This window comes from Sphingobium sp. RC1, assembly GCF_059738765.1.
Genome location: NZ_AP027309.1, coordinates 352038 through 375993, shown reverse-complemented (window position 1 = coordinate 375993; position 23956 = coordinate 352038). Strand labels below are relative to the sequence as shown.

The window sequence follows — 23956 nt, the reverse complement described above, 5'->3', positions numbered from 1 at the left end:
CGGCATGCACCGCCCGCACCCGTTTCTTTATTCAGCGGCTTCCAACGAAGCCAGCGCGTCATTCGCCGCAGCGGTGGGCACCAGATATTCGCCCGGACGGGCGCCGGTATAGCTGTTGCCATCGAAGGTCTTGACCCCATTCACCAGCGTAAGCCGCATGGGCGCCGCCGGACGGGTGAAGCGCCATGTCGTACCGCCGTCGCCATCGGGCACGTCGAACCGCTTTTCCATATTGCGATATTCGACCTCGCTCAGGTTGAAGACGGCAATGTCGGCGCGGCGCCCGACCTTGATCTCGCCCGTATCATGCAGGCCGAAGAAATTGGCGAGCTTGCCCGTCTTTACATGGATCGCCTGCTCCACCGTCAGCAAGCCTTCGCGGACATATTTGGTGAAGAGCAGAATATTCTCACCACCACCGCACAGCATCTGAAGATGCGCGCCCGCGTCGGAGATATTCCCAACCGTCTGCGGGTCCAACATCAACTGGATGGTCAGGTCCTCATCCTTCGGGAAGGGCGCCATATGCACGGTGGATTTGGTGCCATTCTCAAGAATCCACTGCGCCATCGCGTCCGAACGGTGCAGGCCACGCGACTCTGCAAATTCCTTCAAAGTGCCGCCCACGGGTCCGGTGCCATTTTCGCTATCCAGCAGATACAAGTCCTGCGGATTGTTCATCGGCGAATGCGGCCAGGCCTTGGTGTCCCAACTCTCCCGCGCCCGCGCCCGCCAATCGGGATCGGCAAGCAAGCGTGCCTTTTCCTCGTGCGTTTCGGCAAGGACAACCTCATGCCAGATATAGTCATTGGACTGGGCGAAGATAAGCGACTTGACGAGGCTCAGCGTGCTGGTCGGCGAGACATGCGCGTAGCCTGGCCAGACATCGATCCCTTCTTCCTTCAGCTTCGCAAGGGTGTCCTGCAATCGGGGCAGAATATCCTTCTGGAATTCCAGCGTCGGAATGCCACCCGCCACCTGCATACGGATCGCCCGGCCTTTCGTCAGCCGCCCGAGCCGCTCCAGACTTTCCGGTCCGGTCTTGCGCATGAAGGTGTCGATGATGACCTGATAGGTGGTGCCGGGATAGCGCTCCATCACCGCAAATAGCGCTTCGAACTCCGCATCATCGGCAAGCAATGTGGGGATGGCGCGGTCGTCGCCATCATGGTCGTGCAGATTGTCCGAGAGCCCAAGAGCGCCAGCGGCCAGCGCATCCTCCAGCAGTTCGGCCATGCGCGCAATCTCTTCAGCCGTTGCCGCGCGATCCCATGCTTCAACGCCCATCGCAGCGAGACGCAGGGCAATATGGCCGACGAACGCAGAGTAATTGGCAGGCAGGCTGATGTTGCGCGCCATCGACGCCTTATATTCCGACCACTTCTCCCAGTCCCAGGGGACGTTCTGGAGGAAGGGCTTCAAGGGAATATCCTCGAAGAAGGAGAAAATCTTGATCATCTCCAATTGCGCGGCCTTTTCCTTCGAAAGCGGCGCTGCGCTAAATCCGCAATTGCCCAAAATCACCGTCGTCGCCCCGTTCCCCGGCAAGGGATCCAAATCCGGCTGCCACCACATCGTCGCGTCATAATGGGTATGGCTTTCGATGAAGCCCGGCGTCACATAGCATCCGCTGGCATCCACCACTTCCTCACCGGCGGCGGCGGTCAGACCCGCGCCGATCTCGGTGATCCTGCCGCCTGCCACGCGCACGTCAGCAGCATAGCCGGGCGCGCCTGTGCCATCGACCACCGTGCCGCCACGGATCAACATGTCCGTCATCTCTCTCTCCTCTTGAGGCTTGTTTTCCCTCGAGCCGAAGCCGTTGCATCTGTGTCGCCTCTTACCGGCGATCGTGCTGGATGCACGCTATCGCGACTGGGACGACCACCGCAAGTTCACCTTCGGGCAAGTGGGTCGCGGGATCATCGAATGACCCCGATCGGGATTGATCGGTGATCCCATCGGTCGGGATCAGGCCGCCGATTGAAGCCCCGCCTCGACTCCCTGATCCGCAATGCCCGCAACGGTCGAGAACCGTTCAGGCTCCATCATAAGTGTGACAAAATGCCACCACGCAGGGGTAGCGGGACGTAGCGCCAACAACTGTCCCTGGCGACGCACCGCGACCCAGCGGCCATCTTTGCGTTCAAATTTCCACTGGGGATCGCAATTGAGCGGGACCTGTTCGAATTCAGGCGCACCATTCTGCCGTGGACCGATCGCCCGGAGCTGACTGGGAACTTCGCGGCATGCGCCTCCGGGAAACTCGACGAGAACGGACATGATCTACTCCATGCCAGCGGGTGGTCAAACCGCCGCCTCGTCCAAACGCACGACAAGTGATTGAGTTCTCGAAATAAGGAGAGAACATGACGCATCATGTTCAGGATAGGAACGTCGAAAGCAGCAGAGCTGCTCTCCTACGGGCATCGACAGTCAGGCCGAACCCCGAATGTCCGGGGTTCGGCGTGATATTCAATCGTCAGTCGATATTCTCGATCACCAGCGCGATGCCCTGGCCGCCGCCGATGCACATGGTGATAAGGGCATAGCGGCCGCCGATCCGCTTCAGTTCATAAGCGGCCTTGATCGTCAGGATCGTGCCAGTCGCGCCGACAGGATGACCAAGCGCGATGCCCGATCCGTTCGGGTTCAGCTTTTCCCCATCGAACTGCAACGCGTTGGCTACCGAAAGAGCCTGCGCCGCGAAGGCTTCGTTGGCTTCGATCACGTCCATCTGATCCAGCGTCAGCCCGGCCCGCTTCAGGGCAACCGGCACCGCCTTGATCGGGCCTTCACCCATATATTCCGGTTCCACCCCCGCATGGCCCCAGGCAAGTATCTTCGCTAGCGGTTTCAGCCCGCGCCGTTCCACTTCGCTTGCCGTCGCCAGGACGACGGCGGCCGCGCCATCATTGATGCCGGACGCGTTGCCTGCGGTAACCGTACCGCCATCTTTCTTGAACGCAGGACGCATGGCAGCCAGCGTCTCGGCGCTGGTGTCGGCGCGGGGATGTTCGTCCGTGTCGAACATGGTCACGCCCTTGCGCGTCTTGACCTCGACCGGCACGATCTGTTCCTTGAACCGGCCTTCCGCGATGGCCCGCACCGCGCGCTGATGCCCTTCGACCGCGAGCGCATCCTGCTGTTCGCGCGTGATGCCATGACGTTCGGCGCAGTTTTCCGCCGTCACGCCCATATGGTATCCGCCGCTCGCATCCTGAAGCCCGCAGACCAGCGCATCCTCTACCGGATTGTCGCCCATCTTCCGGCCCCAGCGCGCGCCATGATCATGGTAAGGCACATTGGACATCGATTCAGCGCCACCCGCGACGGTAATCGACGCTTCACCCAGCTTCATCATCTGCGCGGCCGATACAATCGCCTGCACGCCCGATCCGCAAAGCCTGTTCAGTGTCAGCGCCGGAACCTCGAACGGAACCCCCGCCTGCAAGGCGATAATGCGCGACAGCATGCCATCGCGGGCGCTGGTCGGCATGACCTGACCCATCACGACATGCTCAACGTCGGAAGCCGACACACCGGCACGGGACAGCGCTTCCTTCACGACGATGCTGCCGAGCTGCGAAGGCATGAAGGGCTTCAACGAGCCGCCGAAATCGCCAATCGCCGTCCTGACGCCGCTGACAATGTAAATATCTTCCATCTCTGATCCTCTGAGCAATGGGATGCGCCGTTCCGCACTTGCAGGCGCTCATGCGCCCCCACACGTAACTGTCAAGGACAATGCGCACCCTGCCACATGGGTGGCGGCGACCCCTGACCATATAGGAATGGCTGTGCTTTCCGACCAGATCAGCCGCGACATATGGCCAAATCCCGGTCGGCCCGTTACGAACAAACCCATGACCAGCACCGCCCAGCGCGCCATCAGCGAACATGTCGTCCAACGCACCAGCAAGGGACAGCGCACCGCCGACCGCTTGCTGGACACGGCGGAACTGCTATTCGCGCAGAAGGGCTATGAAGCGACCGCATTACGCGACATCGCCGCAGCGGCGAACATCCAGCAGCCCGGCCTGTACAAGCATTTCGAAAGCAAGGACGCCCTGTACCGGCAAGTTCTGCAACGGGCGCTCCAACCCTTGGCGGACGAGATGGAAGCGACCATCAACCGGTCGCCGCGAGAAGCCTCCTTTCGCACGCTGTCCGACAGGCTGATCGATGTGCTGGCGCAGCATCCCAATGTGTCCATGCTGCTTATCCGGTCGATCCTGTCGCCCCCATCGGATCGGGACGAGATCGGCATGGCCTGGGTAGAACGGTTGATGGATTATGGACGGCGGATCACACGCGCGGCCGAGGTCGAGCCTCCGGCTGAGGATCTGATCCTCCAGATCGTTGCCATCTTCAACATGATGTTCGGCTATTTCTGGGCCGCCCCTCTTTCCCGAGGATTGGCAGGCATCGACCCGCTCTCTCCAGTGATGATCGAACGGCAAAAGGCGCTGCTGAGCCGATTTATCGCGACGATCGAACAGGACCGGCCTGACGGGAAAGCCACGGCAGGCGCCATGCCGGAATAGCGGGTCAACGTGCATCTGCCTTGTTTCCGATCCTTAACGCCTTAAACTGCCTTTCTCACATTTCCCGAAGGCGGAGACGCCGACCGCCCAGCCTGATCCCGGAGTAATATTACAAACGATGTCCGCCACCCGTCTTTCCAGCATCGGCCGCCGCGCTTCCATCATCGCGGCCGCCAGGGCGGTTTTCGCGCGCCACGGGTTGGAAGGCGCGCGGACGCAGCAGATTGCCCGCGCCGCAGGTGTATCGGAAGCCCTGCTGTTCCGCCATTTTCCTACCAAGACGCACATCTATCGGGCCGTATTGCGCGAGGTGATCGCAGACCAGAACAGGGTCTTCCGATCATTCGGTGATGCCGAAGCCAGCACAGAGGGCTTGCTCGAAATTTTGCGGCGCACCTTCAGATATGCGACCGCCGGGATGTACGCCCTCAATGCAGAAGGCTTGCGCATGGTCTTGGGCAGCCTTGCCGGCGACGGGGGCTACGCTCGCCTCGTCTATCGCCGGGCCTTGCGCCTGACGCTGCCCAATCTGGAAAAGGCGTTGCAGGCGGCACGGGCCGACGGGGGAATTTCCGGAGAAACGCTTTCGACAACGAATGTCGGCGCTTTCATAGAACATATCAGCACGATGATGCTGGTGGCGCGCTGCCATGAAAAGACTGCGATACCCTATGAGGAAGATCGCGTGTTGCGCGACGCGATCCTCTTCTGCGCGCGCGGGCTTGGCGTCGCGGAACCACGCATCCAGCAATTTCTGGAGCAGATGAAATCATGCGAGCCCGAAACCGCAGCATTCATCCGATCGGGAACGCCTGTCACGCCGTAGGACGTGAATTGGGAACCTTCTTCACCAGATTCGGCGGATTCGAGATAGGCTCAAATCACTGCCATGAACCCACGCAGGAATATCGCCGCCGCACGTTCCGCATAATGCCGCCGTTCAAGCTTTGAGACGGAATGCCCGCCCGCCAGCAGACGGTTGCCACGCATCGCAAGCACCAACAGTTGGCGCGCATGCCAGTCCGCACTCTCTTTGACGCCCAGGCTTTCCAGCCAGGGGATCAACCCCGTCACCCACGGCCTTCGCAGGATTAGGTAGACGTCCCGCGCCAATGCAGCGTCCCGGCGGGACTGACTGATGACGACGCGGTGTAACCGGATTGAACGGCTGGAAGCCAGGCTATCCAAGGCCGCTTCCACATATCGTCTTAATGCCGCCGGATCGGCTTCACCTAACGGCAACGCTGGCGGGCTTGCCGCGGGCGCGCAATCTTCGGCCATTATGCGCATTGCAGCTGCAAACAGCCCCGCCTTGCTGGCGAAATGCCGGTAGAGCGTACCCCGCCCCACGCGCGCCTCTTCCCCGATGAGGTTCAGGTTGGCGCCTTCATACCCCTCATCCAGAAAATGGCGCCCTGCTACATCGAGCAAGGTTCGGATATGGGGAAGCGGCTCCTCACGCAGTGGCGGCTCGGCGTCGAATAACGGCTCCGGCGAAAGCAAGCCACTCGGCTTTCCCGCCCGGAGACCCTGAACGAAAAGCGCGACCGCTTGCTGCGCTATCCGCTCGCGATGTTCTGGCGGAGCAGGCGGAAAACCCATGAGGACAACGGGGCCTTCCACCGCCAGCGATCCGAAATCCAGCGCCAGTTCCAGCGGCACCGGGCGGTCAACGCCCTTGTCCCTCGCATACTCCTCCAGCGCCAGCCGCACGGGCTCCAGCCGCATGCCCTGCCCGCTTTGTAGTGATGCTGCCAGATCAGGCATCTTGTGCGCCACGCCAGCGGCAACCCAGAGCGCACCGAACATTCCCTGATCCAGCGCAGAATCCAGAATCGCCCGCGCGAGTCCCGCCAGTTCCGATCCGCCAGTAGCCGCGCCTTCATGCACCGCCGCCGCGCGAGCATCGAACTCCGCGCCCTGCGCATCCAGCGCCGCGCGGAACAGCGCTTCCTTGTCGGGGAAGTGGCGGTAGATCGTTTCCTTGCTGACGCCTGCGGTGCGGGCGATCGAATCGATGCTCACCGCGTCGAAACCGCGCTCGACAAACTGCGCGCGCGCCGACGACAGCAAATGCCGGACGCGCGGCGACGCCAGTTGGCTCCCGACCTCCGCTACCACTTTCATCCAGCATCCCCGCACATTGGAACCTGCTATAACAGGCTCAGACACCGATGCACCCATGCTTCTTGACGAAAACCGAACGGTTCGATACCGTTCGGTCATATAGAAAGATGGAGAGCGATAAAATGGCATTGCCATGGACGGAGCGGCCGCTGGAACCGTTCGGCGTCGAAATCGGCGTTCGGCTGCAATGGCCGCTGCCCGACGGCTTCGAACAGCGGCTGACCGAGCTATTCGATCGCCACAAGCTCATCCTGTTCCGCGATCAGAAGCTCAGCGAAGCCGATCAGGTCCGGCTGCTCGAAAATTTCGGCCGCGTCCTGGGATCGCACGGTGAATATCGCGAAATCTCCAGCGACGGCGCGCTCGGATCGGGGCCGCTCACCTGGCACAGCGATCTGGCCTTCACCGAAGAACCCTTCAAGATCATCTCCCTCCACGCGGTGGACGTAAATGACGGGCAAAGCTGGACCGACTTCGCCAATGGAGCGGTAGCAGCAACCGCCCTTCCGCCACCATTGAAAGCAGCCGTCGCGGGCCGGGAAGCGGTCACCATGATCGCGCCGATCCAGACGCACCGGACGGTCGGCTACGATAGTTCGACCGACATGCCACATCAGATACGCCCGGTCATCATCCCCCACCCCCGGACCGGCGAGCCCATCCTCTATATCAGCGACATGCAGACCGCCCGCATCACCGGCATGGACCAGCCGGAAAGCGACGCCACGCTGAACGCCCTGTTTGCCGAACTCTATCGCGAAGATCGCATCTACCGCCACCATTGGAACAATGGCGACCTCGTCATCTGGGACAATATCGCGCTCCAGCATGCGCGCGGCGACCTCACCGGCATGACGCCCCGCCGACTCCAGCGCATCGTCGTCGCGGACAAGAGCTTCTTCGACCTGCTGCCGCAATTCAAGGTGGGGGATGAACGGATCAGCGCCTGGGGTTCAGGCAACAAGCAATTGGTACTTGATTGAAGGAACGACAAAAGATGGTCGACATTCCCTATCTCGCGCGCGGCCTGATGCCCGTCGAAACGGACAGCAGCATACTCATCTCCTCGTCCAAATATCTGAACAATCCGCGCCTGCGCGAATGGCTGGCGATGATCCTGTTGCGGCGCAACGGTCCCGACATGCCTCCGCCTGCCGAAATGTACGAGTTCCTCCCGATCCTGGATTCACTCCGCGACTTCGACGCGATCGAAGACATGTTCACGCAGGAGAGGAAGGTAAATCCCGAACTGGACGCCTGGTTCAGCGAAGGCTTCATTTCGACCTACAAGATCGAAGATTTCCAACAATATGAACCCGGCTCTTTGGGCGGCATCTTCTACCAGCAGATGACTGCCGGAGATTATGAGATCCAGATCACGCCCTGGAAAGAACCCGAAACGCAGCTTCAATATTATAATCTGCGCTCTGGCCAGACGCATGACTTCGAACATATCCTGTGCGGCGGCGGCTTCAATTTCATGGGCGAACTGGTGCCCTATTGGTATCGCCTGACCAACGTGCCCAAACATATGCGCAACCCGCATCTGGCGGCGGAGGTCAACATGATCCAGATCTTTGGATCGCTCCGCTACACCGTGCGCACGATGCTGCATTATCCCGAAGTGTGGCCCACCGCCGTCAATGCGATCCAGCGCGGCATGAAGGTGGGGCAGCAGAGCGACGCCCTCTTCATGAAGAAGCTTGAAACCGTATTCCACCTGCCGCTGGCCGAGGCGCGCGAAGCGCTGGGCGTGCGCGGCGTCGAAGAGGTCGATACGTCACAAGAAGGCGCCTTCTGGGCGTCGGACGGCAAAACCAGCCTCGAACCTGTAGCGAGGGCAGCCGAATGAGCACATGCGACCTGCTGATCCGCGGCGGCACCATCGTCGATGGCAGCGGCGGCGAGCCCTTCATTAGCGATGTCGTCATCCATGATGGAAAAATCGTCAGCGTCGGCCCCTTTACCGGCGAAGCCCACGAAGTCATCGACGCCACCGGCCTCACCGTCACCCCCGGCTTCGTCGATATCCATACCCATTATGATGGTCAGGCCATCTGGTCGGAGGAACTCTCCCCCTCCTCCTCCCATGGCGTGACCACGGTCGTGATCGGCAATTGCGGCGTGGGCTTCGCGCCTTGCCGCGCTGCTGATCACGACCGTTTGATCCGTCTGATGGAGGGTGTCGAGGACATTCCCGGCGTCGTCATGGCCGAAGGGCTCAGCTGGGATTGGGAAAGCTTCCCAGACTATCTGAACGCCCTCGAAAGCCGTCCCCGCGACATCGACGTTGCCGCGCTTCTGCCGCACAGCCCGCTGCGCGTCTTCGTGATGGGCGAACGCGGCGCGCAGCGCGAAACCGCCACCCCTGCCGACCTTGAAAAGATGCAGGCCCTCACCCGCGAAGCACTGGATGCGGGCGCGATCGGCTTTGCAACCTCACGCCTGCTCATCCACCGCACAAAGGCTGGAGAGAATATCCCCAGCTATCAGGCCGATGTCGAGGAACTCAAAGCCATAGCGGGCGCCATGCGGGACGCCGACACCGGCGTCTTGCAGATGGTGCTGGACGCCCCCTTTTCCAGCTGGATTGACGAGCTTGCCCACCTTCTCACCGTCGCAAGGGCAGCGAACCGGCCAGCCACCTTCACGCTTGGCACCTCCAACACGGGTGAGCCCGTCTGGCAGGACGCGCTACGCATCTGCGAGGAGGCCAATGCGCAGGGCCTGAAGATCAGCCCGCAAATACTTCCCCGCCCCGTCGGCATGGTCTGCGGCTTTGAACTGTCCAGCCACCCCTTCTCGCTCTGCCCAAGCTATGAAGCGATCGCCACCCTGCCGCTCGATCAACAACTCATGCATCTGCGCGACCCGGAATTTCGCGCAAAATTTATCGCGGAACAGCCGCATGAGGGCCATCCCCTGGCGATGATGACCCGCAACTGGGACTGGATCTTCCCCCTCTCCGACCCGCCCAATTATGAACCACCGGCGGAAAGCAGCGTCGGAGCGCAAGCGCGCAACCTGAACCTCACCCCGGAGGAGGTCGCCTACGACCTCATGATGAACGGCGGCGATGGCAGGGGGATGCTCTACAACACACTCGGCAACTTCTATAATGGCAACCTCGACACGGTGCATGACCTGATCATGCATCCGGACACGGTGATGGGACTGGGGGATGGCGGCGCTCATTATGCGGCGATCTGCGACGCGAGCTATCCCACCTTCTTGCTGACTTACTGGACCCGCGATCGCGCCGGGCCAAAGCTCAGCACCCCTCAGGCCATCCGCGCCCTCACCTCACGCCCGGCAGAGACCATGGGTCTGCGCGACCGGGGCAGGATCGCGCCCGGCTACAAGGCGGACATCAACATCATCGACCTTGAAGCCCTGCGCCTCCACGCCCCCCATATACGTTATGATCTGCCGGGAGGCGGCAGGCGGCTGGACCAGAAAGCCACCGGCTTCGTCGCCACCATCGTTTCGGGCAAAATCATCCGCCGCACCGACAACGCGACCGGCGCCCGACCGGGGCGGCTGGTCAGGGGCGCTCAAACCGCACCAGCTAACACAGTGGAGGAATATGCCGGAGCGTTGTAACGTGGGTCACTGACCCACAGGAGAGATGCAAATGGCAACAGCGGTACAAGTCCCGCAAGCTGACTGGTCCGCCCTGCGCGTCATGTTCGGCGATCGGTTCAGTGATAGCGTTGCCATCCGCGATCATCATGGCCGGGCAGAGACCTTCTATCCGGCCATGCCCCCGGACGCGGTTGTCTTCCCCCTCAGCACGGAGGAAGTCGCCGCAGCAGTCATTTTCTGCAAGGAACGGGGCATCGCCGTCACGCCTTACGGCACCGGCACATCGCTGGAAGGCAATTTTCTGGCGGCAAGAGGCGGTCTTTGCATCGACCTCTCCCGCATGAATCAGGTCCTGCGCGTCAGCACGGAAGACCTGGACTGCACCGTGCAGGCGGGCGTCACCCGAAAGCAGCTGAATAGCGAACTGCGCGACACGGGCCTGTTCTTCCCCGTCGATCCGGGCGCGGACGCGTCCCTCGGCGGCATGGCTTCGACACGCGCCTCCGGCACCAACGCGGTTCGCTACGGCACGATGCGGCAGAATGTGCTGGGACTGACGGTGGTGCTTGCCGATGGCCGGATCATCCACACCGGCGGGCGGGCGCGTAAATCCGCGGCCGGGTACGACCTCACCGGGCTGTTCGTCGGGTCCGAAGGCACGCTCGGCATCATCACCGAAGTCACCTTGCGCCTTTACGGTCAGCCCGAAGCGGTTTCCGCCGCTGTCTGCGAATTTGAAACATTGCGCGGCGCGGTGAACGCAGTAATCCAGACGATCCAGATCGGCCTTCCCGTCGCCCGTATCGAATTGCTCGATCCGCTACAGATCCGCGCGATAAATGCCTATAGTCGGACAAACTATCGCGAACGTCCGACGCTGTTCCTGGAATTTCACGGCACACCGGCAGGCGTCGCGGAACAGGCGGAAAGCTTCAGCCAGATCGCGGCGGACAATGGCGTCGGCCAATTCACCTGGGCGACGAAGACAGAGGACCGAACCGCGCTTTGGGAAGCACGCCACAAGGTCCATTATGCCAATCTCGCGCTGCGGCCGGGGTGCAAGGCGATCGCAACAGATGTCTGCGTGCCGATTTCGCGGCTTTGCGACTGTATAGAGGAAACGCGCAGTGCCATTGAGGCAAGTGGCCTTACCGCACCGATCGTGGGTCATGTCGGCGACGGAAACTTCCATGTCATCCTCGTCTTCGATCCAAACTCGGCCGACGAGACGCGAAAGGCGAAGGCATTGTCGGAACGGATCGTCGAAATCGCTCTCGCCATGGAGGGTAGCTGCACGGGCGAGCATGGCATCGGCATTGGCAAGAAAGCCCATCTCGTTACGGAGCATGGCGCCGCTGTCGAGGTCATGCGCCAGATCAAACGGGCTCTTGACCCGGATGGCATCATGAACCCTGAAAAGGTTATCGACCTTTGACGCAACCCTCGTTCATCGGAATCTGAGGATCAAGCGGAAGGCAGGCGGCTTTCAGCGTCCAGCCTTAAACCTCTGCTCCCGCGGTTCCAGCTGATCACAAGGATCGACAGCAGATGTCCAACGGCGGGACCGATCGCGAAAAACAGATGTACGGCCGCGACCCCTTCCGATCCTGAAGACCTTGGATCAAATCCGAGCAAGCCCACGACGGACAAGGCTATGCCCACTGCGATCGCATAGGCCGCATTGGTCGTCACATTGAACACGGATGAAAACAGCCCGGCCCGTTCCACGCCGCTGCCCTCGCGATGACGATCCGCCACATCATAAATCATCGACCGCAGCATCAGATTGCCCGATCCCTGCGTCAGCCCCTGCCCCACGATCAGCAGGATGAACAGCCACATGCGATCCGGCGTCAGGAACAGGACCATCAGGTTGATCGCAACCTGCGCGCCCTCGGCCATGATCAGCGTTCTTAGCCTCCCGAACCGGTAACTGATCCGCGCCCATAGCGGCGCTGCGAACATGCCGAATGCATATTGCAGCATCAGCAGCATGGCAGGTGAAGCCATGCCCATGTAACGCGTCACGAAGAACAGGAATACGGCAGTGCGAAAGCCCTGCCCCAGCGCGACGAAAAAGTCCGACGCCACGATCCGCCAAAGTGCTGCATCGGTCAGCACCGCCTTCATCCCCTGCCGCCAGTTCGCGCCTGCGGGCGGGCGTTCCGGCAGCGACGGCTCGCGAAAGAGAAAGGCGATCAGCACCATGCCAACAGCGAGGACAGCGGCGACCAGCGCCCCCATCGATCCGACCCGGACTTCAGGATTACCCCGTCCCAACGCATCCAGCACGGCAGGCAGAACCAGCACCAGAAAGATGCCGATGGACGACCCCGTCTGGATATAGGCTTGGACACGTGCTCGCTCGACCGGCGATGAAGCCATCTCCCCGCCCCAGGCGTAAAGCGGCGTGGACGTGGCGGTCCACCCCAGGCACAGCAGCAGCAACCATCCGCCAAGATAGAGCGGCGTGGCTCCGGCAGGCGGAGAAAAGACCGCGAGCAGGGACAGAAGGAACAGCACACCGCCGCCCAAAATCCAGGGTTTCCGCCTTCCAATGCGTGTGCGTGTGTGGTCCGAAGCCCATCCGATCACCGGATCGGCCGCCGCGCTCCACAGGCGGCTGATCATGAAGACCAGCCCCACGGTCGCCAGATCCATGCCGATCACCGTCGCGTAAAAGGCAGGCAAATAGGTCTGGAGCGGAATGTTGAACCCGCCGGTCGCGATGCTGGTCACCGAAAATGCCGCAAGGCGCGGCCCCGACTCACGCGCCTGACCGGTCATGCGAACCGACCTTCGTGAAGGTGGAAGAGCACATCAATCATCCCGGCTGAAACCTCCCCATTCCGATCATCAGGCGCTGTCAGCCGCCGATCCCATCCCATATCCGCCAAATTCCGAACCCGAAACGCAAATTGCATTTTTTGCAACACAGGATGTCTTATTATTCGTTTTACGGCGTGCTATCGGCCCCCTCGTCTATCCACAAGGGGATTATCATGAAGCTTTCTTTTGCCTTCGCGGCGGCTCTGTCGCTGTCGCTTTCCACTGCGGCGATCGCCGCCGACGCGCCCGCGATCAAGGCCAATGCACTTGTGAAGACGGTCGACGGCCGCAAGGTCGGCTATATCGATCGCCTCCTGAAGAATAACGCGGGTGAAACGACCGCCGTCCAGATCATCTACAGCGGCCGTTTCGTGGTTATTCCCGTAACCACGCTCAGCACGGCGGAAAAGGGTCTGGTCACCAGCCTGACCGCCAAGGAAGTGAACCGCCTCTAAGGCGTGCCGGGGCGCTGCTGCGGGTCGGCTACGGCTGACCTGACCGCAGCGCCCTCTTCCCGAGCGCGGTGCGATGGCATTCCTATTGCCGTTGCGAATTGATGTTGCCGCCGTCCACGACAATCTCCGCGCCCGTCATGTAACTCGCTTCATCCGACATCAGGAAACGGATGACGCGCCCCAGTTCCTCCGGCGCGCCGTATCGGCCCAGCATGATCCGCCGCTCGAAATGCCCCGGCAAATGGGCCTTGGTCTCCGCAATGATCGGTGTATCGATCATGCCGGGGCTAACCGCATTGATGCGCACCCCATCAGCAGCCAGTTCATCCGCCATCGAATGGACCAGCGATATTACCGCGCCCTTCGCCGCGCTGTAGATCGGGATCATCCCGTTGCCCAGCGTCGCGTTAATGGATGACAATGCGACAATGGCGCTCCCGGGCGACTTACGCAGGTCTTCACGAAAAGCCTGGGTCATGAGGACGATCGACCGGACATGCAGCGCCAGTCCCGCGTCCCAGTTCTCCGGCGTCACTCCATTGATGCCCGTGGCTTCGGCCGTGCCAGCACAATGCACGATGCCACCGATCGCACCGATCGCCGCCCTTGTCGCGATGGCGGCGGGGGTCACGGCCTGCGGGTTGCGCAGATCGACGCTGAAACCCGCCGCGCGCACGCCATAGCGGCTCTCGATGATACTCGCCGATCCGGCCGCGCCTTCCGCATTGATGTCCCACAGGGCGACCGGTCGCCCGACGGCAGCCAGCGCATGCGCCGCCGCCAGGCCGATACCGGAAGCTCCGCCCGTGATCACAACGCCAGTGCCAGGCGATCCCAGGCGAGGCGTGAAGTCGGCGTCATTGTCCAGTATCGGCATGGCAGCTTTCCTCCTTATTGCTTCTCCAGATCGCGATAGGCCGCAGCCACAATCTCTGGCCGCATGCTGCCGTTCAGCCAGGATGGCCAATATTGCGTGAGATACAGGAGGAAGAACTTGCGTTCGGGGTCCATCCAGCATGCCGTCCCCGCAGCACCCGGCCAGCCGAACACACCCGCTGGCACCGAACCCGGCCAGTCGAAGAAGCTGTTGGTCTGCTCACTCGGCGCCAAGGAAACGGACATGCCTGCGCCCATGCCGACGTTCGACAGCGTATAGCCGATCGGCACGTCCACATGCGTCACCGCTTCGGGCAGCAGGTTCGACCGTGCGATCCGCACCGTTTCCGGCTTTAGAATGCGTACGCCGTCCAACTCCCCCTCGTTGAGCAACATGGCCGCAAAACGCGAATAATCATGCGCCGTCGACACAAGGCCGCCGCCACCAGACGGATAATAAGGCCGCGCATAGAGACTGTCCGCCGCATCATCGGCCAATGCCCATGTCCCGTCCTCCTCCTGCTGGGGGAGATCGGCAAAGCGGGCGGCCTGATCGGCCGTGATGGAAAAGCCAGTGTCCACCATGCCCAGCGGATCGAACAGACGCGTCTTCAGGAAGGTTTCGAACGGCATGCCCGACGCGACTTCGATCACCAGCCCAAGCACGTCCAGCGCGACGCTGTAATCGAACCGTGTGCCCGGATCGGTCGCCAAGGGCAGGGCGGCAATACGCTCGCCCAATTCGGCGAGCGTTGCCGGAACCGGGAGATCGCCCGGACCCGGCACCCAATCCCGCGAACCCGGGGCCACGCCATGCTTCGTGTAAAGCTCGCCCAGCGTCATGCCGTCCATGCCAAAGCCCGCCGTATGGGTCAGCAGGTGGCGGACAGTGATCGGGCGAGCCGCAGGCCGCGTCACTTCCGGGTCGTCACCCTCGATGACGCGCATCTCGGCGAACGCCGGGAGTATTTCGCCGATCGGCTGGTCCAGCCCGATAATGCCATCCTCGATCAGCATCATCGCGCCGATGCCCGTGATCGGCTTCGACTGGGAAAAGACGCGGAAGATGGACCGCTCGTCCACGCCATCCTTGCGCGCATAGCCCAGTACGCCTTCGCCATGGTAGCGAACCGGACCATCCGCGGTTCCCCACGCAAGGATGCCGCCCGATATGACGCCCTGCTCGATAAATTCGCGCAGCTTCGCCTCGGTTTCCGGCAAATTGGTTACATCCCGGCTGGTCTCGGTCATGGCAGCAATCCTTCTTACACACCCAATTGATGGCGAACGGTCAGCGCGGTCCCATGCGGATCGCGCCGTCCAGACGGATCACCTCTCCGTTCAGCATCGGGTTTTCAAGGATATTCTGAACCAGCTTCGCAAATTCTTCAGGTTTACCCAGCCGCGACGGGTGCGGCACCTGCATGCCCAGCGAATCCTGCGTCGCCTGCGGCAGGCCTTGCAGCATCGGCGTCAGGAAAATGCCCGGCGCGATCGTCATCACGCGAATGCGATGTTGCGCCAGGTCTCGCGCGATCGGCAGCGTCATGCCCACGACACCACCCTTGGATGCGGCGTAAGCAGCCTGACCGATCTGCCCGTCAAAAGCGGCGACAGACGCCGTATTGACGATCACGCCCGCTTCCTCCCCGTCCACCCCCGCAGCGGCGAGCTTGGCGGCAAAGCGGGAAATGACGTTGAAACTACCGATCAGGTTGATTTCAACGGCCTTGCGGAATGCATCCAGCGGATGGGGCGAACCATCCTTGCCCACGACACGGAAGCCCGGCGCCACGCCAGCGCAGTTCACCAGCACACGCGGCGTCCCCAGCTTCGCCTCTGCCGCCGCCAGCCCCGCGTCAACGGACTCGGCGTTGGTCACGTCCACATGATGGAAGCTGCCGCCCAACCGTTCGGCAAGACGCGCGCCAGCCTCCTCATTCAAATCGAAGATCGCCACGCGGGCGCCAAGCTCGGACAGCCTTTCAGCAGTCGCACTGCCCAGCCCCGAAGCGCCGCCGGTGACGACAGCGCACAGACCCTTAATGTCCACGACCGTTCCTCCGTGGCTTAGAAATCAAGGCTGAAGGACTGGTCGAACTGAACGAAGCGGCGTGCGATCTTCCAACCGTCGCCGGTCTTCACCACCGTGTCCCGCTGACGGCCGGTCACGACGATCTTGGAACTCATCGGCGCGTGCCCCGCATTGACGTTCATGAAGGCATATTCGGCATGTACCGCGCCGTCCTTCTCGGACACGATCATGTTGAAATTATAATGGCGGTTCTTGCCCTCGGCCTGATTGTCCGACTCCTTGGCATGCTCGACCTGAGCCTCGATGCCTTCATAGCGGATCGGTAGGCCTTCCAACTCCGTCACCACCTCGGGCGCGAAAACAGCGGCAAGCCCTTCCCAATCGCCAAAGTCGGAACAGCGGGTGAAACGCGCGACCAGTTCCTGAATCGCGATCTTGTCTTCCAGCGTGATCATCTCAATTCTCTCCGTTGAATTATTTTTCGCCATACCAGGGGAAGAAGGGCGGCATCTGCGACGCCTTCCCCGTGAATTCCGCTGGCCGTTTTTCATTGAAGGCACGAACACCTTCCCGGCCGTCCGCCTGGCTGGTGTAGAACACCGCCAGCGATTCCGTCAGATGCGCCTGCCATGGATCGGGCTGCGCGCTGTTGCGGTTCAGCATCTGCCGGATCAGCGCGATCGAAACGGGCGAGCGATCCTTGACCAGCGAGCGCGCAAAGGCCTTGGCCTCCTCGACCAGCGTCTCGGCCGGGAACACACCACGGACCAGCCCCTTGTCGTGCGCTTCGACGGCGTCGAAAATATCGGCCTTGTAAGCCCATTCCATCGCCTGTTCCAAACCGACGATGCGCGGCAGGAAGAAGGATGAGCACGCCTCCATCGTGATGCCCAGCCGTCCAAAGACAAAGCCGAAGCGCGCCTTGTCCGATGCGAAGCGGAAATCCATCGGCAGCAGCATGGTCGATCCAATACCCACCGCCGCGCCATTCACAGCCCCGACGATCGGCTTCAGGCAATCATACATCGCCATCGCCACGCGACCGCCAGTGTCGCGCACGCCTTTGAGGATTGCCGGATCATCGCCCCGCTCGCGCAAATCCTCCATCGTCGGCTTCATGCTTTCGTCCAGGCCAAAGACATTGCCGCCGACCGACAGGTCCATGCCTGCACAGAAAGCACGCCCCTCGCCCGTCACCACGATCACCCGAACGGCATCATCCTGGCTGGCCCGGCCATAGGCATCGACCAGCTCCTCGCACATCTCGACGGTAAAGGCGTTCAACTTATCAGGCCGGTTGAGCGTCAGCAGCAGGACGCCGTCATCCTCGACCTCATAGCGGATCGTATTATAGCTCATACTCATGCCTCCCCCGTCAGCGCCACGGCGCGGCCCAGCGCCTCGCGACATTCGCCCACGATGCGCTCGATCAGTTCGGCACATGTCGGAATGTCGTCCATCAAACCGATGCCCAGGCCTGCCCAAACCAGACCGCCATCCACTTCGCCACTCTCCAGCGCAGCGCGCCCACGCGCACCGGCGACCAGCGGCCGGATATCCTCAAACGTCGCGCCGGGCTCCCGTTCCTTGACGTTCACCTCCTCGGCGACGGCATTGCGGAACACGCGCGCCGTGTTGCGCAGCTGGCGGAAGATCAGCGTCGTGTCACGCTCCGTTCCCTCCACCACCGCCTGCTTGATCGCCTCATGGATAGGCGCTTCCCTGGTCAGCATGAACCGGGTGCCCATGGTCACGCCTTCAGCGCCCAGGGCCAGTGCGGCCGCCATGCTGCGCCCGGTCGCCATGCCGCCTGCCGCCAGGATCGGAATCTCCAGCGCGCGCGCCGCAGCCGGGATCAGCACCATGCCCGGAATATCATCCTCGCCCGGATGCCCCGCCGCTTCAAACCCGTCGATCGACACGGCATCGACGCCTGCCCGTTGTGCGGACAGCGCATGGCGGACGGCAGTGCATTTGTGCACGATCTTGACGCCCGCCTGCTTGAACCGCGCGATGAATTCGGCGGGACTGCGCCCGGCGGTCTCGACCACGCCAACGCCCGATCCCGCGATCACCTCGGCATAGGCCTCGTAAGGGACCGGCTGCGCGGTCGGCAATATGGTCAGGTTCACGCCAAACGGCTTGTCGGTCATCATCCGGCACCGCTCGATCTCGGCGGCCAGCGCTTCGGGCGTCGGCTGCGTCAGCGCCGTCAGTATGCCCAGACCGCCAGCATTGGACACCGCCGAAGCCAACTCCGCGCGGCCCACCCACTGCATGCCACCCTGGATAATGGGATAGCGCGTGCCAGTAAGCTCGGTAATCCGGGTCTTCATTCCACCATTCCCCTTTGATCAGGCCGCTTCCGCCTCGCTCCATCCCAATTGGGCGAGCAGCGGATATTGCGCCGCCAGTTCTTCTGCATGCGCTGATGCGGCCGTGCCGCGCAGTGCCCTTGCCTTAATGCCATGATAGATGGCCGCAAGCCGGAAAAGAGCGAAGGCGCGGTAAAAGCCGATATGGCCGATCCCGTCCCGCCCGGTCCTGCGGCAATAGGCGGCGATATACGCCTCCTCCGGCATCAGCTTCAGCGCGGCGAAGTCGGCGCCCCGCAGGCCGGATAGGATGGTGGGCGGCAGCCGGTACATCATCAGATGATTGACGAAGTCCGCCAACGGATGGCCAAGCGTCGAAAGCTCCCAATCCAGCACCGCCGCGACGCGCGGCTCGGTCGGATGGAACACCATGTTGTCGGCCCGATAATCGCCATGGACGATCCGGCTTTCATCCCCTGCGGGAATATTTGCTGGTAACCATTCGATCAGCCGATCCATGTTGGCGTCGCGGCCAGCCGCCTCGTCATTCAGATATTGGCGCGACCACCGCGCGATCTGCCGCTCGAAATAATTGCCCTTCTTCCCGAAATCATCGAGGCCCAGCGCCACGGGATCGAAATTGTGAAGCTGAGCCAAGGTCGCGTTCATCGCGTCGAAATAGGCAACCCGTTCCTCCGCCGCGACGGTCTCGAAACGCGAACTCCAGAAAACGCGCCCGTCGACGCACTCCATGACATAGAACCAGCTGCCGATCACCGCATCGTCCGTGCAAAGCCCATAAATACGGGGCACCGGAAAACCTTCCTTGCCCAGCGCCGCGATCACCCGCGCCTCGCGATCCACGGCATGGGCGCCGGGTACCGTCACGCCGGGCGGCTTGCGCCGCATGACGAAGGAACGTCCCGGAACGTCCAGCCGGAAGGTCGGATTGGACTGCCCGCCCTTGAACTGCCGCACGGTCAGCGGCCCTTCCGCCTCGGGCACATGCTCCTTCAGCCATGCCCGCAACGCACCCTCATCGAAACGATGCGCCTCGCGCACTTCGGAAAGCCCGGCGTTCAACTCCTCGGCATTCATGACTTCGCCAGCACCTCGCGCTTGATCTTCTTGGCAAGCGACCATTTATGCACCTGCGTCGGCCCGTCATAAATGCGGAAGGCGCGGATTTCGCGGAATACCTGCTCCACGATCGTGTCATGGCTGACCCCAGTCCCGCCCATCACCTGGACGCACCGGTCGGCCACCCGGAACAATGTTTCCGATACGGCGACCTTCGCCATCGAGCTTTCGGTGATCGCCTTTTCGCCTGAGTCCAACACGTCCGCGCACCAATCGATCATCAGCTCGCACTGTTTCAGGTTGATCAGATTGTCCGCCAGCATGAAGCCAACGCCCTCATGATCGATCAGCGGCTTGCCGAACGCCTGCCGCTTCACCGCATAGTCCGTCGCAATCTCGTTCGCCCGCGTCGCAGCGCCCAGCCAGCGCATGCAGTGCGTCAGCCGCGCGGGAGCCAGCCGAACCTGCGCATAGGCAAAGCCCTCATGCGGCGCGCCCAGCACAGCTTCGGGCGGCAGGCGCAAATTCTCGACCTTCACCACCGCATGACCACCGGGCATCGAGCTGTCGATCGTGCCGATCAGCCGTTCCTGCACCAGCGCCGGATGCGGCAACGGAACCAGGAACATAGTTGCCGCCGCTGCGCCATCGTCACGCTCCGTCTTCGCCATCAGGATCGCAAAGCTGGCCCCGGCAAATCCGGTGGCGAACGCCTTGCGCCCATTGATCACCCATTCGCCGCCCTCCATCCGCGCACGGGTCTGCATCATCGACGGGTCCGATCCGGTCCCGCCTTCCGCCGCGAGCTCCGTCATCAGGAAACAGGAGCGCCCATTCCCCGCCACCATCGGATCGAGGTAACGGCGCTTCTGCTCCGCCGTAGCCACCTTCCCCAACAGGAACATATTGCCTTCGTCGGGCGCATTGGTGTTGCAGGCGAGCGGCCCCAGCGGCGACAATCCCGAAGCACGCAGCACCCGCGCCGTCGCCCGGTGGCTAAGGTGCGTTCCGTCGGCGCGGATATGCGGCGTCAGCACGCCAGCTTCTCGCGCCTTGCCGCGCATTTCCTGCACCAGCGCGTCCAGCGGACCATGTTCATCCCGACGGCCGTCCGTCTCATAAGGAACGACCACGTCGCGAACGAAATCCTCGACCTTGCGGGCAATCGCCGCGCCATCCTCATGATCTGCCATGGCTCGTCTCCGCTCCTTATCGTTTCTTGGCGCTTGCCAAGGGAAGAACCACAATGCAAGGTGTAATTAGAAAGCCATAGAAGAGCTTTGTTCCCGGCATAGCATAACAGGCCGGATGGAGAGGACCGAGAAAGAGATGAAGCATCTGCAACTCCGCAAGGAAGTGCATCACGGCAGACTGGTCGATTGTCATCAGGATCGCCCCGCAGACATTTACGCCATGTTCCTGGACGCCGTCAGCCGATCGCCCGACACCATCGCCCTTGTCGAAGGCGAAGAGCGGTGGAGCTATGCCTTTCTCGCCACCCGCGTCGCCGCCTGCGCCGCGCGGTTGACATCCCTCGACCTTGCGACGGGCGACAGGCTGGCCATCCTGCTCTCCAACCGTGCCGATTATTCCACCCTGCTGCTGGCGTCGGCAAGACTCGGCCTGATCGCCGTGCCCATGAATATCCGCCAGCGCGCGCCAGAAACAGCCTATCTGCTCGATGACAGCAGCGCCGCGGCCATCATCTATGACGATGCGCTGGCAGACCAACTGCCCGGCCGCTCCGACCACCCCCAACTGCGCCACTGGCTCCGCTATTCCGACGAAGCTGCCCATTGGTCCAACGCCACACCCGAAGCGCTGACCGACGCCCCACACCGCTCGGCCGTTGGGGAAGATGACCCCTTCTGCATCCTCTACACCTCCGGCACCACCGGCCGTCCAAAGGGCGCGGTGCTCACGCATCTCGGCCTTGTCACCAACTGCATCGGCAGCCAGCAGCACCTGCAACTGAAGGATGGCGAGTCGATCATCCTCGCCGTCCCTGCCTCGCATGTGACCGGCATAGCCCTGATCCTGATGCTCAGCATCCGGGTAGCGGGCAAGCTGGTGATGCAGCACGCGTTCAAGGCCCGCCCCTTCCTGGAACTCGCGCAGGCCGAACGCATGAGCTACGTCATCATGGTCCCGGCCATGTACAAGCTATGCCTGATGGAGCCTGACTTCGCGGATTTCGATCTGTCCAGCTGGCGGATAGGCGCGTTCGGCGGGGCGCCCATGGCCGAATCCAGCATCGAAACATTGGCCGCGCAGCTGCCGCAACTGACGCTGGTGAACATCTACGGATCGACCGAAACCTCCTCCCCGGCGGTCATGATGCCGCTTGGGGACGGTCCCGCTCATCCGGACAAGGTCGGCCAGGCCCTGCCTTATGCCGACATCCTCATCATGGATGAGGAAGGCCGCGAACGCCCACGCGGCGAGCAAGGCGAAATCTGGATCGCGGGCGCGATGACGATACCGCGCTACTGGAACAATCCGGAAGCAACCGAGCGGGGCTTTACCGGCGGCTTTTGGAAATCGGGCGACATCGGCACGATGGACGCGAACGGCTATATCCGCGTGCTCGACCGGATGAAGGACATGATCAATCGCGGCGGCTTCAAAATCTATTCGATCGAGGTCGAAAACATGCTCATGTCGCATGAGGCCGTCACTGAGGCCGTCGTGATCGGCAAGCCCTGCCCTGTCCTGGGCGAACGGGTCGAAGCGTTCGTGGTCGCGCCCGGTCAGGTAGACGGCACTAGCCTGCGCGACTTCTGCGCACGGCATCTGTCCGACTACAAGGTGCCCGACCATGTCTACATCGTGGAGGGGCCGCTTCCCCGCAATGCCAACGGCAAGCTGTTGAAAACCGCGGTTCGCGAATGGCTGCCCCAAACGGCGGGGAGCGAACCGGTCTGAATTACATCATATGTTGTCATATCTTGCAGGCCGAGGCGGAATAAGTTAGGATTCACTCAGTTACCGAACCGCCACTGCTTTAACGGGCAACACATCATAAGGCGGCCGACGATATAGATACTCAGGAGAGTTCGCATGACCACCCAGTTCCGCCCGGTCGCCCCGCCCCAGATCATCGAGAACGCCTATACGCAGGACCAGCATCGCCGCATGCTGAACGTCGTTCGGGAAAACGGCCCCTGGTCGTTGATCCTGGCACAACATTTCAAGTCACCCGAAGAAGTCGTCGCCACCACCTCCGGCGGCCTTCCCGCAGGCTTTACCCCCACATGGGACATGTTCCTTTCGCCGGTATTCCGTGGCTACCTTGCGCAAGGATCGACAGTCCAGCATCCTGATATCGAAGACTGCTTCTTCAACAAGAAATTCCTCGATCTGGTTCGGGGATATTGGAAGGCAGAATACGCCCGGCCCGAAAATATGCTGTTCAACATTCAGGGGCCGTGTCCCGGTGCTGGGGCGCCCCATGTTGACGCCACTCGCTTCCGGGGCGTTTCGATGCAGACATCCCCCGTATGGCTGATGAACATCATGGTGAAATCCGGCCTGTTCGAACATTGGCGCGCAAAAAAGGCGCAGGTCGTCACCTGGTATTACAGGGGCAAGATCGGCGGCGGCTTCAACTACTGGCCCGATGGCCCGCAGGGACAGCCTGCCCAGATCAAGGCGCCGATGTGGAGCCGCGCGGTCGTCGTTGAAAATGAAATGATGTACCACACGGCAGAAGCCAGCGGCCCCGCCGCCCTGCGCCGACCCGAAGGGCTCGCGATCAATTCGCTCATGAGCGCTGATCCCGAAGATCCCAATGGCTGGCAGATCACCACGGACGGCAAGGTTATCCAGAAGATACCGGAAGACGAATTCCGTTTCCTCATCCACTGGGGCGCGGACATCTTCATGGACTATAGCGAACTCAAGCGCTCGCTCGACCACACCGACGACATCAGCCATGATCAGCTATTCGACATGCTGATCGCCGATCTTCGCGCACGCGGCGCTACTTTCGAGGTGCCCAGCGATCCGCTCACCGATCAACAGTTCATCCGCTTGCTGGTCCAGACCTATGATCCCGGCAAGCCGTCCATCTTCCCCCCGGAACCGGAAGAAGCATTGGCCGCCTGA

Annotated in this window: 22 protein-coding genes; 9 read left to right on the top strand and 13 right to left on the bottom strand. The window is 61.9% G+C overall.

Annotated features, from left to right (window positions below; genetic code table 11):
- Positions 1-27: 27 nt before the first annotated feature.
- The 3 genes from AC6JBC_RS17970 to bktB form a co-directional block, all read right to left on the bottom strand.
- A complete protein-coding gene (locus tag AC6JBC_RS17970; protein WP_498026823.1) occupies positions 28-1779 on the bottom strand; it encodes an N-acyl-D-amino-acid deacylase family protein in 1752 nt (583 codons plus the stop codon).
- A 192-nt stretch (positions 1780-1971) separates the two neighbouring features.
- On the bottom strand, positions 1972-2283 hold the full coding sequence (locus AC6JBC_RS17965) for a hypothetical protein (protein WP_498026822.1): 312 nt from the start codon (positions 2281-2283) through the stop codon (positions 1972-1974).
- Positions 2284-2482: 199 nt separating this feature from the next.
- Positions 2483-3667, bottom strand: a complete 1185-nt coding sequence (gene bktB / locus AC6JBC_RS17960; protein ID WP_498026821.1) for a beta-ketothiolase BktB — start codon at positions 3665-3667, stop codon at positions 2483-2485.
- A gap of 199 nt (positions 3668-3866) precedes the next feature.
- On the opposite strand from bktB, the gene AC6JBC_RS17955 reads away from it, so the two are divergent.
- Positions 3867-4547, top strand: a complete 681-nt coding sequence (locus AC6JBC_RS17955; protein ID WP_498026819.1) for a TetR/AcrR family transcriptional regulator — start codon at positions 3867-3869, stop codon at positions 4545-4547.
- A gap of 118 nt (positions 4548-4665) precedes the next feature.
- Positions 4666-5373 (top strand): TetR/AcrR family transcriptional regulator, encoded by a 708-nt coding sequence (locus tag AC6JBC_RS17950; RefSeq protein ID WP_498026818.1) that lies wholly within the window; start codon positions 4666-4668, stop codon positions 5371-5373.
- Between the two features lie 50 nt (positions 5374-5423).
- Here AC6JBC_RS17950 and AC6JBC_RS17945 read toward each other — a convergent pair whose 3' ends face one another.
- Positions 5424-6674 (bottom strand): TetR/AcrR family transcriptional regulator, encoded by a 1251-nt coding sequence (locus tag AC6JBC_RS17945; protein ID WP_498026817.1) that lies wholly within the window; start codon positions 6672-6674, stop codon positions 5424-5426.
- Between the two features lie 122 nt (positions 6675-6796).
- Here AC6JBC_RS17945 and AC6JBC_RS17940 point away from each other — a divergent pair, with 122 nt between their 5' ends.
- From AC6JBC_RS17940 to AC6JBC_RS17925, 4 genes are read left to right on the top strand one after another with little or no spacing between them, the layout of a single operon-like run.
- Complete coding sequence (locus AC6JBC_RS17940) at positions 6797-7657, top strand: TauD/TfdA dioxygenase family protein (RefSeq protein ID WP_498026816.1); 861 nt, start codon at positions 6797-6799, stop codon at positions 7655-7657.
- A 14-nt stretch (positions 7658-7671) separates the two neighbouring features.
- Positions 7672-8526: a hypothetical protein gene (locus tag AC6JBC_RS17935; RefSeq protein ID WP_498026815.1), complete on the top strand. Its 855-nt coding sequence runs from the start codon at positions 7672-7674 to the stop codon at positions 8524-8526.
- Entirely contained in the window at positions 8523-10277 is a 1755-nt protein-coding gene (locus AC6JBC_RS17930; protein WP_498026814.1) for an N-acyl-D-amino-acid deacylase family protein, read from the top strand. The genes AC6JBC_RS17935 and AC6JBC_RS17930 overlap by 4 nt, the downstream gene beginning before the upstream one ends.
- Positions 10278-10308: 31 nt before the next feature.
- Positions 10309-11694, top strand: a complete 1386-nt coding sequence (locus AC6JBC_RS17925) for an FAD-binding oxidoreductase (RefSeq protein ID WP_498026813.1) — start codon at positions 10309-10311, stop codon at positions 11692-11694.
- Positions 11695-11723: 29 nt separating this feature from the next.
- Here AC6JBC_RS17925 and AC6JBC_RS17920 read toward each other — a convergent pair whose 3' ends face one another.
- Positions 11724-13046, bottom strand: a complete 1323-nt coding sequence (locus AC6JBC_RS17920; RefSeq protein WP_498026812.1) for an MFS transporter — start codon at positions 13044-13046, stop codon at positions 11724-11726.
- A 215-nt stretch (positions 13047-13261) separates the two neighbouring features.
- Between AC6JBC_RS17920 and AC6JBC_RS17915 the strand changes: the two genes are divergently transcribed.
- Positions 13262-13543 (top strand): hypothetical protein, encoded by a 282-nt coding sequence (locus tag AC6JBC_RS17915; protein WP_498026811.1) that lies wholly within the window; start codon positions 13262-13264, stop codon positions 13541-13543.
- An 82-nt stretch (positions 13544-13625) separates the two neighbouring features.
- Here AC6JBC_RS17915 and AC6JBC_RS17910 read toward each other — a convergent pair whose 3' ends face one another.
- From AC6JBC_RS17910 to AC6JBC_RS17875, 8 genes are read right to left on the bottom strand one after another with little or no spacing between them, the layout of a single operon-like run.
- Positions 13626-14420, bottom strand: a complete 795-nt coding sequence (locus tag AC6JBC_RS17910; protein WP_498026810.1) for an SDR family NAD(P)-dependent oxidoreductase — start codon at positions 14418-14420, stop codon at positions 13626-13628.
- A gap of 14 nt (positions 14421-14434) precedes the next feature.
- Positions 14435-15670 carry a serine hydrolase domain-containing protein gene (locus AC6JBC_RS17905; RefSeq protein WP_498026809.1) on the bottom strand — a complete coding sequence of 412 codons (1236 nt, stop codon included), beginning with the start codon at positions 15668-15670 and terminating at the stop codon, positions 14435-14437.
- 40 nt (positions 15671-15710) lie between these two features.
- Positions 15711-16472 carry a 3-hydroxyacyl-CoA dehydrogenase gene (locus AC6JBC_RS17900; protein WP_498026808.1) on the bottom strand — a complete coding sequence of 254 codons (762 nt, stop codon included), beginning with the start codon at positions 16470-16472 and terminating at the stop codon, positions 15711-15713.
- 17 nt (positions 16473-16489) lie between these two features.
- Complete coding sequence (locus tag AC6JBC_RS17895) at positions 16490-16909, bottom strand: nuclear transport factor 2 family protein (RefSeq protein ID WP_498026807.1); 420 nt, start codon at positions 16907-16909, stop codon at positions 16490-16492.
- Positions 16910-16928: 19 nt separating this feature from the next.
- Positions 16929-17813, bottom strand: a complete 885-nt coding sequence (locus AC6JBC_RS17890) for a crotonase/enoyl-CoA hydratase family protein (protein WP_498026806.1) — start codon at positions 17811-17813, stop codon at positions 16929-16931.
- 2 nt (positions 17814-17815) lie between these two features.
- Positions 17816-18790, bottom strand: a complete 975-nt coding sequence (locus tag AC6JBC_RS17885) for an NAD(P)H-dependent flavin oxidoreductase (RefSeq protein WP_498026805.1) — start codon at positions 18788-18790, stop codon at positions 17816-17818.
- Between the two features lie 18 nt (positions 18791-18808).
- Positions 18809-19867, bottom strand: coding sequence for a phosphotransferase family protein (locus AC6JBC_RS17880; RefSeq protein WP_498026804.1), 1059 nt, complete (start codon positions 19865-19867; stop codon positions 18809-18811).
- Complete coding sequence (locus AC6JBC_RS17875; RefSeq protein WP_498026803.1) at positions 19864-21042, bottom strand: acyl-CoA dehydrogenase family protein; 1179 nt, start codon at positions 21040-21042, stop codon at positions 19864-19866. The genes AC6JBC_RS17880 and AC6JBC_RS17875 overlap by 4 nt, the downstream gene beginning before the upstream one ends.
- Positions 21043-21178: 136 nt before the next feature.
- Here AC6JBC_RS17875 and AC6JBC_RS17870 point away from each other — a divergent pair, with 136 nt between their 5' ends.
- Positions 21179-22774, top strand: coding sequence for a class I adenylate-forming enzyme family protein (locus tag AC6JBC_RS17870; protein ID WP_498026802.1), 1596 nt, complete (start codon positions 21179-21181; stop codon positions 22772-22774).
- 135 nt (positions 22775-22909) lie between these two features.
- Positions 22910-23956, top strand: a complete 1047-nt coding sequence (locus AC6JBC_RS17865) for a hypothetical protein (RefSeq protein ID WP_498026801.1) — start codon at positions 22910-22912, stop codon at positions 23954-23956.

Excerpts from the sequence above, each read along its gene's own strand:
- AC6JBC_RS17970 (WP_498026823.1), bottom strand. The coding sequence starts at position 1,779 with ATGACGGACATGTTGATCCGTGGCGGCACGGTGGTCGATGGCACAGGC.
- AC6JBC_RS17965 (WP_498026822.1), bottom strand. The coding sequence starts at position 2,283 with ATGTCCGTTCTCGTCGAGTTTCCCGGAGGCGCATGCCGCGAAGTTCCC.
- bktB (WP_498026821.1), bottom strand. The coding sequence starts at position 3,667 with ATGGAAGATATTTACATTGTCAGCGGCGTCAGGACGGCGATTGGCGAT.
- AC6JBC_RS17955 (WP_498026819.1), top strand. The coding sequence starts at position 3,867 with ATGACCAGCACCGCCCAGCGCGCCATCAGCGAACATGTCGTCCAACGC.
- AC6JBC_RS17950 (WP_498026818.1), top strand. The coding sequence starts at position 4,666 with ATGTCCGCCACCCGTCTTTCCAGCATCGGCCGCCGCGCTTCCATCATC.
- AC6JBC_RS17945 (WP_498026817.1), bottom strand. The coding sequence starts at position 6,674 with ATGAAAGTGGTAGCGGAGGTCGGGAGCCAACTGGCGTCGCCGCGCGTC.
- AC6JBC_RS17940 (WP_498026816.1), top strand. The coding sequence starts at position 6,797 with ATGGCATTGCCATGGACGGAGCGGCCGCTGGAACCGTTCGGCGTCGAA.
- AC6JBC_RS17935 (WP_498026815.1), top strand. The coding sequence starts at position 7,672 with ATGGTCGACATTCCCTATCTCGCGCGCGGCCTGATGCCCGTCGAAACG.
- AC6JBC_RS17930 (WP_498026814.1), top strand. The coding sequence starts at position 8,523 with ATGAGCACATGCGACCTGCTGATCCGCGGCGGCACCATCGTCGATGGC.
- AC6JBC_RS17925 (WP_498026813.1), top strand. The coding sequence starts at position 10,309 with ATGGCAACAGCGGTACAAGTCCCGCAAGCTGACTGGTCCGCCCTGCGC.
- AC6JBC_RS17920 (WP_498026812.1), bottom strand. The coding sequence starts at position 13,046 with ATGACCGGTCAGGCGCGTGAGTCGGGGCCGCGCCTTGCGGCATTTTCG.
- AC6JBC_RS17915 (WP_498026811.1), top strand. The coding sequence starts at position 13,262 with ATGAAGCTTTCTTTTGCCTTCGCGGCGGCTCTGTCGCTGTCGCTTTCC.
- AC6JBC_RS17910 (WP_498026810.1), bottom strand. The coding sequence starts at position 14,420 with ATGCCGATACTGGACAATGACGCCGACTTCACGCCTCGCCTGGGATCG.
- AC6JBC_RS17905 (WP_498026809.1), bottom strand. The coding sequence starts at position 15,670 with ATGACCGAGACCAGCCGGGATGTAACCAATTTGCCGGAAACCGAGGCG.
- AC6JBC_RS17895 (WP_498026807.1), bottom strand. The coding sequence starts at position 16,909 with ATGATCACGCTGGAAGACAAGATCGCGATTCAGGAACTGGTCGCGCGT.
- AC6JBC_RS17890 (WP_498026806.1), bottom strand. The coding sequence starts at position 17,813 with ATGAGCTATAATACGATCCGCTATGAGGTCGAGGATGACGGCGTCCTG.
- AC6JBC_RS17885 (WP_498026805.1), bottom strand. The coding sequence starts at position 18,790 with ATGAAGACCCGGATTACCGAGCTTACTGGCACGCGCTATCCCATTATC.
- AC6JBC_RS17880 (WP_498026804.1), bottom strand. The coding sequence starts at position 19,867 with ATGAATGCCGAGGAGTTGAACGCCGGGCTTTCCGAAGTGCGCGAGGCG.
- AC6JBC_RS17875 (WP_498026803.1), bottom strand. The coding sequence starts at position 21,042 with ATGGCAGATCATGAGGATGGCGCGGCGATTGCCCGCAAGGTCGAGGAT.
- AC6JBC_RS17870 (WP_498026802.1), top strand. The coding sequence starts at position 21,179 with ATGAAGCATCTGCAACTCCGCAAGGAAGTGCATCACGGCAGACTGGTC.
- AC6JBC_RS17865 (WP_498026801.1), top strand. The coding sequence starts at position 22,910 with ATGACCACCCAGTTCCGCCCGGTCGCCCCGCCCCAGATCATCGAGAAC.